The following is a 14,841-nucleotide window of genomic DNA, read 5'->3' as shown; positions in this document are numbered from 1 at the left end:
GCCGGCAGCGCACGCTGTCAGCGCGGCCCGATCGCCTCGGGGTCCGCCCCCGACGCCGACCGAGGGCGCCGCGTCGCGCGGAACCCCTCGACTGCGAGGATCGCCAGGGCGACCGCGAGGATGCCGTAGACCAGGGCATCCGCTCCCTGCATCCGCTCTCCCAGCAACAGCGCCACCCCGACGAGCATCACCGGCTCGGCGTAGCCGAGGAGCCCGAACACCGGCATCGACAGCAGCGACGACGCACCCAGGTAGAACGTCATCGCCACGGCACTGCCCACACCGATCGCGGCGAGCGCCGCGACCTCTACCGCGGTCGGCTGCATCGGCTCGGCCAGCGCCAGCAGCGCCACCGCGAGCGGCGACAGCAACGCGGTCTCAAGACCGAAGACCATCGCACCGTCGAGCCCGAACCGCTGGCGCAACACGAAGTACACCGTGTAGGGAATGCAGACCATGAGCGTCACCCACGACAGGGCAGGCGTGGCGATCAACTTGACGGCGACCGCGACGGCGGCCAAACCGACGACGACCCACTGCGCCGTGCTGACGTGCGCGTGCAGCAGAAAGCGGCCGCCGAGCACGAGACAGATCGGCAACAGCAGGAACCCCAACGCGGTATCGAGGCCGTGCCCGTGCATCGGCGCCCACATGAACAACCACAGCTGTGCACCGACGATCGCGGCCAGCAGCAGGCTCAGCAGGGGCATCCACCACCGCGTGCGCAGTCGGCGCCACAGCACCGCGACGGCGCGACGGGCCGCGGGATGCAGCAGCGCCGCGGCGTAGCAGACGGCGGTGAGCAGCACGCGCCAGGCGAAGACGACCTCGGCGGACGAGCTGACGAAACCGGCGAGGTAGAACATGCCGGCGAAGATGGTCGATGCCAGCAGCGAGAACAGCACGCCTCGCGGCGATGACCGCTGCACGACCACGGCTCGTCCTCCCCTGATAACGGCTGACAGCCGCGTTCCTGATTCTACTCGCGCGCCCGCTACGCTGGCGCGATGGAACCGGTGGCCCTGCGCACAGAACGACTCGTCCTCAGCATCCCGACCGAGGCCGACGCCGACGCGATCACCGCGGGCTGTCAAGACCCCGAGGTGCCGCGCTGGACGACCATCCCCAGCCCGTACTCGCGGCAGAACGCCGTCGAGTTCATCGACCTCGTCAGTGGATGGTGGGCCGATGGCGTCGAGACGGTGTGGGCGATCCGCAAGGACGGCGAGCTGGCCGGCATGGTCGGGCTGCACCGGATCACGACGCATCCGCACGGCGGAGAGGCCGAGATCGGCTACTGGGGTATCGCGGCCTTCCGTGGCCAGGGCATCATGACCGAGGCCGCCCGCGCCGTCGTCGACTTCGCGTTCGACGAGTTGAAGCTGGCCCGGCTTGCCTGGCGCGCAGTCGTCGGCAACACCCCGTCGGCCCGCACGGCGCGGGCGCTCGGCTTCCGCTACGAGGGGCTGGTGCGGCAGGGCCTGACGAGTCCACGTGGGCGTGACGACGGCTGGGTGGCCGGCTTGCTGGCATCCGACGATCGCACCCCCGTGCCCTGGCCGGTGCTCTCCTCCTGAGGTGCTCTCCCCCTCCCCACGAGGGGTCAAGAAACGCGCAGTCCGGGCGTGCGCACGCGACATTTGTTGACCCCTCGTGCGCTGACGCTCTCCCCTGTGGCTCCCTCCTCCCACGAGGGGTCAAAAAATGCGCAGTTGGGGCGTGCGCACACGACATTTCTTGACCCCTCGTGGGGAGGCACGTGAGGAGGTGAAGGGGGTCTCGACGCGTGTCGGCGGGGCGTGCCAGGATGACCGCATGCCCGAAATGCCGGAGGTGCAGGGACTGGTCGACTTCCTCGGCGAGCGCGCCACGGGGCGAGCGATAACGCGCGCGAGCGTCTCGGCGATCGCCGCACTGAAGACCTTCGACCCACCGATCACGGCGCTGCAGGGCGCCATGATCACGGGCGCTGCCCGGCACGGAAAGTTCATCGACCTCGCACTCGGCGATCAGCTGCACCTCGTCGTCCATTTGGCGAAGGCGGGCTGGCTGCGGTGGTACGAGAACCTGCCCACGACTCTCATCAAACCGGGCAAGAGTCCGATAGCCCTGCGCATCGCGCTCGACGACGGCAGCGGGTTCGATCTGACCGAGGCGGGCACGAAGAAGTCGCTCGCCGTCTCGGTGGTGCGCGATCCGCTCGATGTGCCCGGCATCGCGCGCCTGGGCCCCGACCCGCTCGACCCGGCGTTCACGCGGGAGGCGTTCGCGGCCGTGTTGGCCGGCCGCCGCACGCAGATCAAGGGGCTGCTGCGCGATCAGGGTCTGATCGCGGGCATCGGCAATGCCTACAGCGATGAGATTCTGCATGCCGCGAAGATGTCGCCGTACGCACCCGCGGCGAACCTGGACGACGCCGATGTCGATCGGCTGTACGAGGCGATGCAGACTACTCTGCGCACGGCGATCGACGAGGCCGCCGGAAAACCCCCGGCCGATCTGAAGGATACGAAGCGGTCGGGCTTCCGGGTGCACGCACGACGAGGGCAGGCCTGCCCCGTCTGCGCAGACGAGGTGCGCAGTGTGTTCTTCGCCGACCGCAGCCTGGAGTACTGCCCGACGTGCCAGACGGGCGGCAAGGTGCTCGCCGACCGGCGCCTGTCGCGGCTGTTGAAATGAGAACCCCGGAATGTTGATTCGCGGGAATGCAATCGCACGCGCGGCGTTGAGTAGACTCTGAGCATCAACGTGCTCCGGGGTCGGTGAGAATCCGAACCGGCGGTGACAGTCCGCGAACGCCTGGCGACAGGCGCCGATCCGGTGAAAATCCGGAACCGACGGTGATGCGAGCGAAGCTCGCTAGTCCGGAAGAGAGGCAGCACGAGCAACGCGTGTGCGCGTTCGCTGCCGTCCCCGGAATCCCAGAGAAGGATGACCGATGGCAGTGACCGAGACCGAGCGCACCGCGATGCGCCGCGCGCTCGAGATCGCGACGAGCGGCCCGCGCGGACTGAACCCGCAGGTGGGTGCGGTCATCCTCTCCCCCTCCGGTGAGACGCTCGCCGAGGGCTGGCACCGCGGCGCCGGCACGGCGCACGCCGAAGTCGACGCGCTCTCGAAGCTGACAGCGGATGCCGCCCGCGGGGCCACCGCCGTGGTCACTCTCGAACCCTGCAACCACACCGGTCGCACCGGCCCGTGCGCACAGGCGCTGATTGATGCCGGAGTCACGCGTGTCGTTTACGCGCTCGACGATCCGGGCGCCGAGTCCAGTGGTGGCGCTGAACGGTTGCGCACCGCCGGTATCGAGGTGGTGTCGGGCGAGCAGGCCGGCGCTGCCCACGACCTCATCACCGACTGGCTGGAGCTGCAACGGCTGGGCCGCCCACACGTCACTGTGAAGTGGGCGCAGAGTCTGGACGGCCGGGCCGCGGCATCCGATGGCACCAGCCAGTGGATCACCGGACCCGAGGCGCGTGCTGACCTGCACCGACGTCGCGCGGCGGCCGACGCGATCGTCGTCGGCACCGGAACCGTGCTCGCGGACGACCCCGCGCTCACCGCACGCGACGGCGATGCCCTGCACACCCGCCAGCCGGTGCCGGTCGTGATCGGAACGCGGCCGACACCTTCGGATGCCACCGTGCACCGGCATCCGCACGCTCCTCTGTTCTTCGCCACGCACGACGTCACCGCCGTCGTCGCCGCGCTCGGCGAACGCGGCGTGCAGCGCGTGTTCGTGGAGGGCGGACCGACGCTCGCCAGCGCGTTCGTCGCCGCGGGCCTGGCCGACAGTGTGCTCGCCTACATCGCCCCTGTGCTGCTGGGCGGGGACCGCCTGGCACTGACCGATATCGGCGTCGCCACGATCGGCGACGCCCGCCGCCTTCGGGTCGATGAGTGGATTCCGCTCGGCGCCGACCTGCTCGCCGTGGCGCGTCCCGTCGCCACGCGCGTCGACTCTGTCTCCCCACCGGAAGGAAGCTGATGTTCACCGGAATCATCGAAGAGATCGGCGAGATCGCCGCGATCGCGCCCTCGGGCGACGGTTGGCGTCTCACCGTGCGCGCTCCCAAGGCCGCATCGGATGCCGTCCATGGCGAGTCCATCGCGGTGAGCGGCGTGTGCTTGACGGTCGTCGGCTCGACCGAGGACACGTTCGACGCCGATGTGATGCGGCAGACGCTCGATGTGTCGGCGATCGCCGACGCACAGGTCGGCACCCGGGTGAACATCGAGAAGGCGATGCCAGTGGGTGCGCGTCTGGGCGGACACATCGTGCAGGGACACGTCGATGGCATCGGCACAGTGGCCGAGGTGCGTCCCGGCGCCGAGTGGCGGGTGCTGCGCATCGGCCTGCCCGCCGAGCTCGCACCGCTGGTGGTCGACAAGGGGTCGATCGGCGTGGCCGGCACGTCGCTCACCGTGAGCGCCGTGAGCGAGCCCTCAGCCGCCACGGACGGGCACTGGTTCGAGGTGTCGCTGATCCCCGAGACCTTGGATGCCACCACGCTCGGCGCGCTCGAAGCGGGCGACACCGTGAACCTCGAGACCGACATCCTCGCCCGACACGTCGAACGCCTGCTGGCGTTCCGTTCCCACCCGGAAGGAGGCTCGCGATGAGCCTTTCCCCCATCTCCGACGCGCTCGACGCGCTGCGCGCCGGCCGCCCGGTGATCGTCGCCGACGACGAGAACCGCGAGAACGAGGGCGACATCATCATCTCGGCCGAGCTCGCCACCCCCGAGGTGATGGCGTGGATGGTGCGCTGGACGTCGGGGCTGATCTGCGCGCCGATGCCGGCCGACCTCGCCGATCACCTGAACCTGCCGCCGATGGTCGAGGCCAATGAAGATGCCCGGTCGACGGCGTACACCGTCAGCGTGGATGCTGCCGAAGGCGTGACCACCGGAATCAGCGCGCACGATCGCGCACTCACTCTGAACGTGCTGGCCAACCCCGACTCGATCAGTTCGAGCATCATCCGCCCCGGTCACATCTTGCCGTTGCGCGCGGTGGACGGCGGCGTGCGCGAGCGCGCGGGGCACACCGAGGCCGCCGTCGAACTGATGCGCATGGCCGGTCTGCGACCGGTCGGCGCGATCGCCGAGGTCGTCGACGAGGACGGCAGCATGATGCGCCTGCCCGGTCTGCTCGAGCTCGGTGCTCGCGACAATGTTCCGGTGATCACGATCGAGCAGATGATCGCGCATCTCGACAAGCATGAGCCGCTCGACGCCGATGCACCGCACACCCCGCACCGTCGGGTGAGCCTGCGCGCTGACGCCACCGTGCCCACCGCGCACGGCACGTTCCGCATGCTCGCGTACAAGGACCGCGTCACGGGCACCGATCACCTCGCCATCGTCTCGGGCACGCTCGGTGAGACGGCTCTGGTGCGGGTGCACTCGGAGTGCCTGTCGGGTGAGGCGTTCGGTTCGTTGAAGTGCGAGTGCGGCCCGCAGCTGCAGTCGGCGCTCGATCGCATCGACGACGAGGGCGGTGTGGTCATCTACATGCGCGGTCATGAGGGCCGCGGCATCGGGCTGATCAACAAGCTGCGCGCCTACAGCCTGCAGGAGGAGGGCCTCGACACGGTCGACGCCAATCTCGCCCTCGGTCTGCCGGCCGACGCCCGCGACTACGCGGCAGCCGCCGGCATCCTCACCGACCTCGGTGTCTCGCGTGTGCGCCTGCTGACCAACAACAGCGACAAGGTGAACAAGCTGCGCGAACTCGGACTCGATATCGTCGAGCAGGTGCCGCTGATCGTCGGAGTCGGCCCCAACAACCACCAGTACCTCGAGACCAAGCGCGACCGCATGGGCCACATCATCGGCGAAGCCGAGCTGGCCGAGGCGCTCGCGCAGGGAAAGGACCACGCATGAGCCACGCCGGAGCCCCCGCCGCCGCACCCATCGACGGAAGCGGTCTTCGCATCGTCGTGATCGCAGGCACCTGGCACGAGACGATCTCGAACGGCCTGATCGCCGGAGCCCAGCGCGTGCTGGATGCCGCCGGAGCCGAGCACTCGCTGGTGCGCGTGCCGGGCTCGTTCGAGCTCGCAGTCGCCGCGCAGGCCGCCTTCGCCGGTGGTGCGGATGCCGTCGTCGCGCTCGGCGTGATCATCCGCGGTGGCACCCCGCACTTCGAGTACGTCTCGGCGGCAGCCACCGATGGACTGAACCGGGTATCGCTGGATGCCGGCAAGCCGGTCGGCTTCGGACTGCTCACCCTGGACGACGAGCAGCAGGGCCTCGACCGGGCAGGACTGGAAGGCTCGAAGGAGGACAAGGGCGCCGAGGCCGCGGATGCTGCCGTGCGCACTGCTCTGGTGGTGCGGGAGCTGCGCGGCTGATACGCGCCGCGTAGCAGATCCCACTCTCTTTCGCGGATGGCTACTCTGGGGTCATGGAGACCCTGCGGCACATCGTTGTATTCATCCACCTGATCGGTTTCGCCGTGCTGTTCGGCGCCTGGGCCGTGCAGGCCTTCGGCGGCAAGCGCGAAGTGACCCGTCTGATGCACATCGGCATCTCGATTGCGGCTGTGGCGGGGCTCGCTCTCGCCGCCCCCTGGGGCATGCCCGAAGGCGCCGAGCTCAACCACATGAAGATCGGCGTCAAGCTGGTCATCCTGCTGGTCATCGGCGCGTTCCTGGGCATCGGCCAGGCGCGCCAGAAGAAGCACGGCGCGGTTCCGCCCGCTCTGTTCTGGGGCATCGGCATCCTGACGCTGACGAACGCGGGACTCGCCGTCCTCTGGTGATCCGCTGAGCGCGGCTGTAGCCCCGGAGCGCCCGACGCTCCGGGGCTACAGCTATGCCTCGGTAACATCCGTGTCGTGTGGCATCCGGTGGCCGCGACCCCCACTAGGCTCGATCCAACGCCGATTTCGCGCGCATCGATGAGGCTGACGCGCGCGCCCGGTGAGCACAACGTCTTGTACTCGCCCCCTTCGGCGAACTCCCCTGCAATCCGTGTGCCTCGCTGATTGGAATCCCCATGCGCAAGCTGCTCAGTTCTGCTGTTTTCCTGTCCGCTTCCGTTCTGGTGCTCGCCGGCTGCAGTAGCAGCGACACCGGCGGCGGCGCATCGGCCGAGGGTCTGAAGGGCTCGGGCAGCGGTGACAGCTGCGTCATCGACGCGACCGTCCCCGTGGGTGCTGCGCTCAGCCTGACCGGTGGGGCGGCGAGCTACGGCGAGTCGCAGCAGATGGGTCTCGAGCTCGCGCTGGAGCACCTCAACGAGAAGGACGGCGTCGCATACGATCTCACCGTCGAGGACGACGGCACCGACCCGCGCCAGGCCATCAGCGTCTTCGAGGGCTTCGTCTCGGCGGGATCGAGCGCCATCATCGGCCCGACCCTGTCGAACACGGCGTTCCAGGCGCAGCCCATCGCGCAGGAGTCCGGCGTTCCCGTGCTCGCGATCTCGAACACCGCCACGGGCATCACCGCACAGGGTGACTTCGTCTTCCGCGACTCGCTCACCGAGGCTCAGGTGATCCCGCAGACGATCGCCGCCGCCAAGCAGAACCTGGGCCTTGAGAAGGTCGTCGTGATGTACAGCAACGACGACGCGTTCACCGAGTCGGGTGTCGAGGTCATGCAGTCGGCGCTGGATGACGAGGGCGTCGAGGTGCTCGACACGCTCACGTTCTCGGTCAAGGACACCGACTTCCGCAGCCTGCTGACGGCCGCGAAGCAGCAGAACCCGGATGCCATCGTCGTCTCGGCCCTGATCGAGGCGGCTATCCCGCTGGTGACCCAGGCGCGCGAGCTGGGCATCGACCAGCCGATCATCGGCGGCAACGGCTTCAACAACCCGCAGCTGATGGCTGATGCCGGCGAGGCCGCCGAGGGCGTCATCGTGGGTGCCGCGTGGAACTCCGCGTCGGACAGCCCCGAGAACACCGCTTTCATGGCCGACTTCGAAGAGAAGTTCGGTTCGGCTCCCGACCAGTTCGCCGCGCAGGCGTACTCGGGGCTGCTGGTCATCGACCACGCCGTGCGCACCAACTGCTCGGGCGAGCGTTCCGACGTGCAGTCGGGCCTGACCCAGGTGACCGACCTGGCGACGCCGCTCGGCGCGATCAGCATCAACAGCGACCGCGACGCCGAGCACCCGGCCGTCGTGCAGATCGTGAAGGACGGCAAGTTCACCGTCCTGAACTGATCGCCGCAACGCAGAGAGACTCCCCATGCAGCAGTTGTTGAACGGCCTGTTCCTCGGGTCGATATACGCCCTGTTCGCCATCGGTTTCACGTTGGTGTTCGGGATCCTCGACCGACTCAATCTGGCTCACCCGGCCGCGTTTGCCGCTTCGGCGTTCTTCGGCATCTGGCTGACCGAGTCGTTCGACATGCCCATCGCCCTGGTCCTGGTGATCGTGTTCGCTTTCGGCGCGCTCCTGGGCCTTCTGATCGAGCGCATCGCGTTCCGGCCGCTGAAGGATCGCCCCGACGCGCACTTCGCCGGTCTGATCTCGTCGATCGCGGTCGGTGGCATGCTCATCGCGCTGCTGCAGGCGGTGTTCGGTCCGAACACGCGCCGGTTCCCTGCCGACACCGTGCCGGCCGAGACGATCGACTTCGGTGCCGGCGTGACCGCCAGCGTGCTGCAGATCGTGATCGTCGCGGTCTCTCTGGGACTGATGATCGGGCTGACCGTGCTGGTGGGGCGCTCCTCTCTGGGGCGTTCCATGCGCGCGGTCGCCGAGAACCCGGGCGCCGCCCGGGTTCTCGGCGTGAACGTCGACCGGGTCACGGCGACGACGTTCGCGATCTCGACGGCACTGGGTGCGGTGGCGGGTGTGCTGTTCGCGCTCAGTGTGAACAGCGCCCAACTGGGTATGGGCACCGCGATCGAGTTGAAGGGCTTGGCGGTGATCATCGTCGGCGGCATGGGGTCCTTGCCCGGCGCACTCGTGGGCGGTCTGATCCTCGGCGTCGCCGAGGTCTTCGCGATCCAGTACGTCGGCTCGAGCTGGCGAGATCTGATCGCCTTCGCCCTGCTGTTCCTCATCCTGCTGGTGCGTCCGCAGGGTCTGTTCGGCAAGCGGAAGGTGCGTGAGGTCTGATGCTGTTCACCGAATCCACGCTCGTCTTCATCGCGCTCAACGGGGTCTTCGCGTTCTCGTTCTACGCGGTGCTCATCGCCGGCCAGCTGAGCCTGGCGCAGGCCGGGTTCGCGGGCCTGGCCGCATTCACCGCGGCGGCGATCACGCCGGCGCCGACGGTGTGGGGGCCGATCCCCACACTGCTGTTCGCGATCACTGTCGGCATGCTGGTCGGTGCTGCCGCCGCCGTCGTCCTCGGTCTTCCCACCATGCGCCTGCGCGGTGTCTTCCTGGCGATCGCCACGCTCGGCGCGGCCGAGGCCATCCGCATCTTCCTGCTCAATGCCGAATGGACCGGCGGGGCTCAGGGCATGCCGGTACCCAAGATCATGAACCCGGCGGCCGCGTGGATCATCCTGCTGGTGGTCGCGTACTGGTTCTGGCGGCAGGCGCGTTCGCGCTATGGCCGGGCGCTGGACGCGATCCGCGAGGATGAGCTCGCCGCGCGCTCGATCGGCATCAACGTCGGCGGGCACCGGCTGAGCGCATTCGTCGCGGCCGGCGTCATCGCCGGTCTGTACGGCGTTATGTGGGCCTACTACCTGCGGCTGATCGCCCCCGAGGATTTCGCGTTCGAGAAGGCGATCGACGGCCTGGTCACTGCCGTGGTCGGCGGCACCGCCAACTTCCTGGGCCCGATCCTCGGCAGCGGCTTCCAGACGCTGCTGCCCGAGCTGCAGCGGGTGATCGGTATCGAGGCGGGGTGGATCCGCCCGTTCATCTCGAGCCTGCTGCTGCTGCTGGTCATCCTGTACCTGCCGGGCGGTATCGCCAGCCTCATCCCCCGTCGCAAGCAGCGGATCGATGTGTCGACGCTCGACAGCGGCGAGCCGTTCGTCGGCCGCATGCACCCCGCCAAGGGCGAGGTCATCGCCGAGCTGAAGGGGTTGTCGAAGGAGTACGGCGGCGTGCACGCCGTGCGCGGTGTCGACCTCACCGTGCGCAGTGGAGACGTGGTCGGTCTGATCGGCCCCAACGGTGCGGGCAAGACCACGCTGGTGAACATGATCAGCGGCCTGACCCCGCCGTCGTCGGGTTCGGCGACGGTGCTGGGCGTGCCGATCGGGCGCACGCCAGTACACAAGATCGCGGCTGCGGGTGTCACCCGCACGTTCCAGCACTCGAAGCTGTTCAACCGGCTGACGGCGCTCGAGAATGTGCTGATCGGTGCGCACCTGGTCGCGAAGCCGACCTTCCTGCGCCGTCTGCTGTGGCTGCCGTCGGCGCGCCGCGACGAGCGTCTCGCGCTCGAGCACGCCGCCCGCTGCCTGCGCCGCGTCGGCCTGCTCGATAAGGCCGATGTCACCGCCAAGGGCCTGTCCTACGGCGACCAGCGTCGGCTCGAGATCGCGCGCGCTCTGGCTGCCGACCCTTCGCTGCTCATCCTCGACGAACCGGCCGCGGGCATGAACCATGTCGAAGCCGAGGGGCTTTCCGAGCTGATCCGCTCGCTCACCGACGATGGTCTGACGATCATCTTCATCGAGCACAACGTCGGCATGGTGCTCGACACGTGCGACCACATCATCGTGTTGAACTTCGGTGAGGTGCTCGCTGACGGCACGCCCGCCGAGATCGCCGCGGACGAGCGCGTCATCGAGGCCTACCTGGGCGCCGCCGACGAGAGTTCCGCGCCGCACACCTCGACGCCCGTCGCTCGTTCGGAGGAGAGCAATGACTGATCCGCTGCTGAGCGTCACCGACCTGTCGGTTTCGTACGGGCGCGTGCACGCCGTCCGCGGCATCTCGTTCGACGTCGCGCCTGGGTCGCTGGTCACGCTCGTCGGTGCCAACGGGGCCGGCAAGTCATCGGTCATCAATGCGATCGCCGGTGTGGTCAAGCCGTCGGCCGGCAAGATCGTGTTCGACGGCGTCGACGTCACCAAGTCGAAGTCGCACCACCTCGTGCCCCGTGGCCTGGTGCAGGTACCCGAGGGTCGGCAGATTCTGGCGACGATGACCATCGCCGAGAACCTGCAGCTGGGGGCCCGTTTCTGCGGCGCCGGTGCGAGCGCGGGCATCGACGAGATGTACCAGCGGTTCCCGGTGCTCGGCGAGCGCCGCAAGCTCGCCGCCGGTTCGCTCTCGGGCGGTGAGCAACAGATGCTGGCGATCGCCAGGGCGATGCTTGCGCGTCCGAAGCTGATCCTGATGGATGAGCCTTCGATGGGGCTCGCACCGAAGATCGTCAACGAGGTCTTCGGCGTGATCGACGAGGTGCTCGCCGGAGGCACGACCGTGCTGCTCGTCGAGCAGAACGCCCGTCGTGCGCTGCAGGCGGCCAGCGAGGGGCACGTGCTGCAGAACGGCGAGATCGTCCGTTCCGGGGCATCCGAGGCGCTGCTGGCCGACGACGACATCATCCAGGCGTACCTGGGCACCGGACGGGAGAAGGAATGACCGACCGACGTCGCATCGCCCGCCGCATCCCCACCTGGGGCGCCGTCGCACCGTTGCTGGGATTCCGTCGCCCGGTTTGGAACGGCGTCGATCGCCGCCTCGCCCAGGCACTGTCGGTGAAGGACCTCGCGCGCATCGCGCGACGCACGACTCCCCGCCCTGTCTTCGACTACGTCCACGGCGCCGCCGAGGACGAACTGAGCATCGCCCGTGCCCGGCAGGCGTTCGCGGGCGTCGAGTTCGAGCCGCGCGTACTGCACGACGTGGCCGAGGTCGACACCTCCACGACGATCCTGGGAGCGCGCGCCTCGTTCCCGCTGATCATGGCGCCCACCGGGTTCACGCGCATGATGCACCACGAGGGCGAGATCGCCGTCGCGCGGGCTGCGGCCCGTGCCGGCGTGCCGTACACGCTATCGACCATGGGGACGACCTCGCCGGGTGAGCTGCGCGGCGCCGTCCCGGACGGCGCCAACTGGTTCCAGCTCTACCTGTGGAAGGACCGCGACGGCACGCGGCAGCTCATCGACGAAGCGCGCCGCACCGGCTACGACACGCTGGTGCTGACGGTCGACACGCCCGTCGCAGGAAACCGACTCCGGGATGCGCGCAACGGGCTGACCATCCCGCCGACGCTGAATCTCAAGACGATGTGGGACATGGCCTGGCATCCGTCGTGGTGGTTCAACGTCCTCACCACCGATCCGATCGAGTTCGCCAGCCTGCGCTCGTTCGACGGCACGGTCGCAGAGTTGGCGACGAAGATGTTCGACCCGAGTCTGAAGATCGAGGACCTCGCTTGGCTGCGCGAGGAGTGGGACGGCAAGCTGGTCGTCAAGGGCATCCAGTCGGTCGCGGACGCGGAGCGGGTGGTGGATGCCGGAGCCGATGCCCTGGTGGTCTCCAACCACGGCGGACGTCAGCTCGACCGGGCGCCCACTCCCCTGCGGCTGCTGCCCGAGGTCGCCTCGGCGGTCGGTGACCGCACCGAGATCTTCCTTGACACGGGCATTCTCTCGGGTGCCGACGTGCTCGCAGCCGTCGGACTGGGTGCGGATGCCTGCATGGTCGGCCGCGCGTACCTGTATGGCCTGATGGCCGGCGGCGAGCGCGGGGTGGATCGGATGCTGCAGATCATGCGCGCCGAAGCGGTGCGCACCATGCAGCTGTCGGGCGTGTCGACGGTGAACGAGCTGCGTGGGCGGGTGCGGTTGGGCTGACCCGGCGCGCCGGGTGTAACCAGACAGGCACCGCATAAGAACTTCGGCGGAGAATAGAGGGGATCCCCCAAGCATCCTCCCTCCAGATCGAGGTCCTCATGTCTCGCACGGCGCCAGCACGCCGACGCGGACGCCGTGCGCAACAGGACGGTCCGCGCGCCACGTTCCGCCAGCTCCTCCCCTTCCTGTTCGAGCATAAGAAGGTACTCGTCGTGGTCGCGGTGCTCAGCATCGTCGGCGCGGCGGCGTCGCTCGTGCAGCCGCTGCTGGTCGGGCAGGTGATCGACCGTGTGCAGCGTGACGAGGCACTCGGCACGCTGGTGTGGTTGCTGATCGCGTTCGTTATCGCCGCCTCGGTGATCTCGGGCTACCAGCACTACCTGCTGCAGCGCACCGGCACAGCCGTGGTGTACTCCAGCCGCCGCAAGCTCATCGCGCGAATCCTGCACCTGCCGATCAGCGAGTTCGACTCGCGACGCACCGGTGACCTGGTCTCGCGCGTCGGCACCGATACGACGCTGCTCTACGCCGTTCTGACGCAGGGGCTGGCGGATGCCGTCGGCAGCAGCATCCTGTTCGTCGGCGCGCTGATCGCGATGCTGATCATCGATCCGCTGCTGTTGCTGCTGATCGTCGTCGTCATCGGTGCCTCGGTCGTCGTGGTCGTGGGGCTCAGCGGCCGCATCCGCACCGCATCCGCCGCCCAGCAGCACAAGGTGGGCGAACTTGCCTCCGGCGTCGAACGGGGTATCTCATCGATCCGCACCATCCGCGCTTCCGGTGCGACGGCGCGCGAGACCGCAGCGGTCGATGAGCTCGCCGGCGAGGCGTACGGACTCGGTGTGCGGATTGCGAAGATCTCGTCGATGGTCGTCCCGATCGCCGGCATCGCCCTGCAGCTGTCGTTGCTCGTCGTGCTTGGTGTGGGCGGTTTCCGGGTGGCATCCGGCGCCCTGACCATCGCGTCGTTGGTGACCTTCATCATGTTCCTGTTCATGCTGATCATGCCGCTGGGGCAGGCGTTCGGCGCGATCACCTCGGTCAATCAGGCGCTCGGTGCGCTGGGTCGCATTCAAGAGGTGCTGGATCTGCCGACCGAGAGCCAGGACGACGAATCGGATGCCACAGTCACCGCCGCCCCGGTCGTCGGCGCCCCGGCCATCGAGTTCCGCGATGTGCGCTTCCGTTACCCCGACAACGTCATCGCCGCGCGTGAGGCCGCCGCGAAGGAGGCACAGAACCTGCTGGTCGACGCACACCTGGAACACGCCTCGGACGATGTCCGGGCCGATATCGACCGCGACGTACTCAAGGGCGTCTCGTTCGCTGTGCCGCGCGGTGCACGCGTCGCGTTGGTCGGGCCGAGCGGCGCCGGCAAGAGCACGATCCTCTCGCTTGTCGAGCGATTTTACGATCCGACGGGCGGATCGATTCGCCTGGCCGGGCACGATGTGCGCACCTACCCGCGTGAGCAGCTGCGCGCGCAGTTCGGGTACGTCGAGCAGGATGCCCCCACGCTCGCCGGAACGCTGGCCGAGAATCTGCGTCTTGCCGCCCCGGACGCCACCGACGAGGAGTGCGAACGGGTGCTGCGTTCGGTGAACCTCGGCGATGTGCTCGAGCGCAGTCCGCTGGGGCTGGCTGCGCCGGTCGGTGAGGACGGCGTGATGCTCTCGGGTGGTGAGCGCCAGCGTCTGGCCATCGCACGTGCCCTGCTGACCGAGGCGCCGATTCTGCTGCTGGACGAATCGACCTCGTCTCTGGACGGTGTGAATGAGCAACGGATGCGAGAGGCGATCGACGCCGCAGCCGAGGATCGCACGCTGCTGGTCATCGCCCACCGTCTCTCGACCGTCGTCGACAGCGATCTGATCGTCGTGCTGCGTGACGGCGTCGTCGAAGGACAGGGCACTCACGACGAGTTGATCGAGTCGACACCGTTGTACCGGGATCTCGCACGGCATCAGCTGCTCGTCTGAGCATCGGGTGGCGCCGACACCCCCACTTCGCGCCGAGACCCCGTCGTATGGACGTCCATACGACGGGGTCTCGGCGGTATCTAGGGGTCTCGGCGAGTCAGGACGCGGGCGTACTCTGAAGC

At 68.5% G+C, this 14,841-nt stretch carries 14 protein-coding genes; 13 read left to right on the top strand and 1 reads right to left on the bottom strand.

Annotation, left to right across the window (positions count from 1 at the left end):
* Positions 1–17: 17 nt before the first annotated feature.
* Positions 18–935 (bottom strand): EamA family transporter, encoded by a 918-nt coding sequence (locus tag ACLD0U_RS02865; RefSeq protein ID WP_410339774.1) that lies wholly within the window; start codon positions 933–935, stop codon positions 18–20.
* 72 nt (positions 936–1,007) lie between these two features.
* On the opposite strand from ACLD0U_RS02865, the gene ACLD0U_RS02860 reads away from it, so the two are divergent.
* From ACLD0U_RS02860 to ACLD0U_RS02800, 13 genes are all read left to right on the top strand, one after another.
* Positions 1,008–1,577 carry a GNAT family N-acetyltransferase gene (locus ACLD0U_RS02860; protein ID WP_410339773.1) on the top strand — a complete coding sequence of 190 codons (570 nt, stop codon included), beginning with the start codon at positions 1,008–1,010 and terminating at the stop codon, positions 1,575–1,577.
* A 238-nt stretch (positions 1,578–1,815) separates the two neighbouring features.
* On the top strand, positions 1,816–2,679 hold the full coding sequence (locus tag ACLD0U_RS02855) for an Fpg/Nei family DNA glycosylase (RefSeq protein ID WP_410339772.1): 864 nt from the start codon (positions 1,816–1,818) through the stop codon (positions 2,677–2,679).
* A 259-nt stretch (positions 2,680–2,938) separates the two neighbouring features.
* The gene (gene ribD / locus ACLD0U_RS02850) at positions 2,939–3,988 is read left to right on the top strand and encodes a bifunctional diaminohydroxyphosphoribosylaminopyrimidine deaminase/5-amino-6-(5-phosphoribosylamino)uracil reductase RibD (protein WP_410339771.1); all 1,050 of its coding nucleotides are present in this window, start codon (positions 2,939–2,941) and stop codon (positions 3,986–3,988) included.
* Entirely contained in the window at positions 3,988–4,623 is a 636-nt protein-coding gene (locus ACLD0U_RS02845) for a riboflavin synthase (RefSeq protein ID WP_410339770.1), read from the top strand. The genes ribD and ACLD0U_RS02845 overlap by 1 nt, the downstream gene beginning before the upstream one ends.
* Positions 4,620–5,888 (top strand): GTP cyclohydrolase II, encoded by a 1,269-nt coding sequence (gene ribA, locus ACLD0U_RS02840; RefSeq protein WP_410339769.1) that lies wholly within the window; start codon positions 4,620–4,622, stop codon positions 5,886–5,888. The genes ACLD0U_RS02845 and ribA overlap by 4 nt, the downstream gene beginning before the upstream one ends.
* The gene (gene ribH, locus ACLD0U_RS02835; protein WP_179411461.1) at positions 5,885–6,358 is read left to right on the top strand and encodes a 6,7-dimethyl-8-ribityllumazine synthase; all 474 of its coding nucleotides are present in this window, start codon (positions 5,885–5,887) and stop codon (positions 6,356–6,358) included. Before ribA ends, ribH begins: the two co-directional genes overlap by 4 nt.
* A gap of 53 nt (positions 6,359–6,411) precedes the next feature.
* Complete coding sequence (locus ACLD0U_RS02830; RefSeq protein ID WP_179411462.1) at positions 6,412–6,768, top strand: Fe-S protein; 357 nt, start codon at positions 6,412–6,414, stop codon at positions 6,766–6,768.
* A gap of 236 nt (positions 6,769–7,004) precedes the next feature.
* Positions 7,005–8,177 carry an ABC transporter substrate-binding protein gene (locus ACLD0U_RS02825; protein ID WP_179411463.1) on the top strand — a complete coding sequence of 391 codons (1,173 nt, stop codon included), beginning with the start codon at positions 7,005–7,007 and terminating at the stop codon, positions 8,175–8,177.
* Between the two features lie 25 nt (positions 8,178–8,202).
* Positions 8,203–9,081, top strand: a complete 879-nt coding sequence (locus tag ACLD0U_RS02820) for a branched-chain amino acid ABC transporter permease (protein WP_179411464.1) — start codon at positions 8,203–8,205, stop codon at positions 9,079–9,081.
* Entirely contained in the window at positions 9,081–10,802 is a 1,722-nt protein-coding gene (locus ACLD0U_RS02815; RefSeq protein WP_206550262.1) for an ATP-binding cassette domain-containing protein, read from the top strand. The genes ACLD0U_RS02820 and ACLD0U_RS02815 overlap by 1 nt, the downstream gene beginning before the upstream one ends.
* Entirely contained in the window at positions 10,795–11,520 is a 726-nt protein-coding gene (locus tag ACLD0U_RS02810) for an ABC transporter ATP-binding protein (RefSeq protein ID WP_410339768.1), read from the top strand. Before ACLD0U_RS02815 ends, ACLD0U_RS02810 begins: the two co-directional genes overlap by 8 nt.
* Positions 11,517–12,740, top strand: coding sequence for an alpha-hydroxy acid oxidase (locus ACLD0U_RS02805; RefSeq protein ID WP_179411467.1), 1,224 nt, complete (start codon positions 11,517–11,519; stop codon positions 12,738–12,740). Before ACLD0U_RS02810 ends, ACLD0U_RS02805 begins: the two co-directional genes overlap by 4 nt.
* Before the next feature lie 98 nt (positions 12,741–12,838).
* Entirely contained in the window at positions 12,839–14,719 is a 1,881-nt protein-coding gene (locus tag ACLD0U_RS02800) for an ABC transporter ATP-binding protein (protein WP_206820846.1), read from the top strand.
* The last annotated feature ends 122 nt before the right edge of the window (positions 14,720–14,841 follow it).

Source organism: Microbacterium sp. 2216-1, assembly GCF_046507855.1.
GTDB lineage: Bacteria > Actinomycetota > Actinomycetes > Actinomycetales > Microbacteriaceae > Microbacterium > Microbacterium esteraromaticum_C.
Note: the sequence above shows the minus strand (reverse complement) of the source record. Positions and strands in the feature narration are given on the sequence as shown.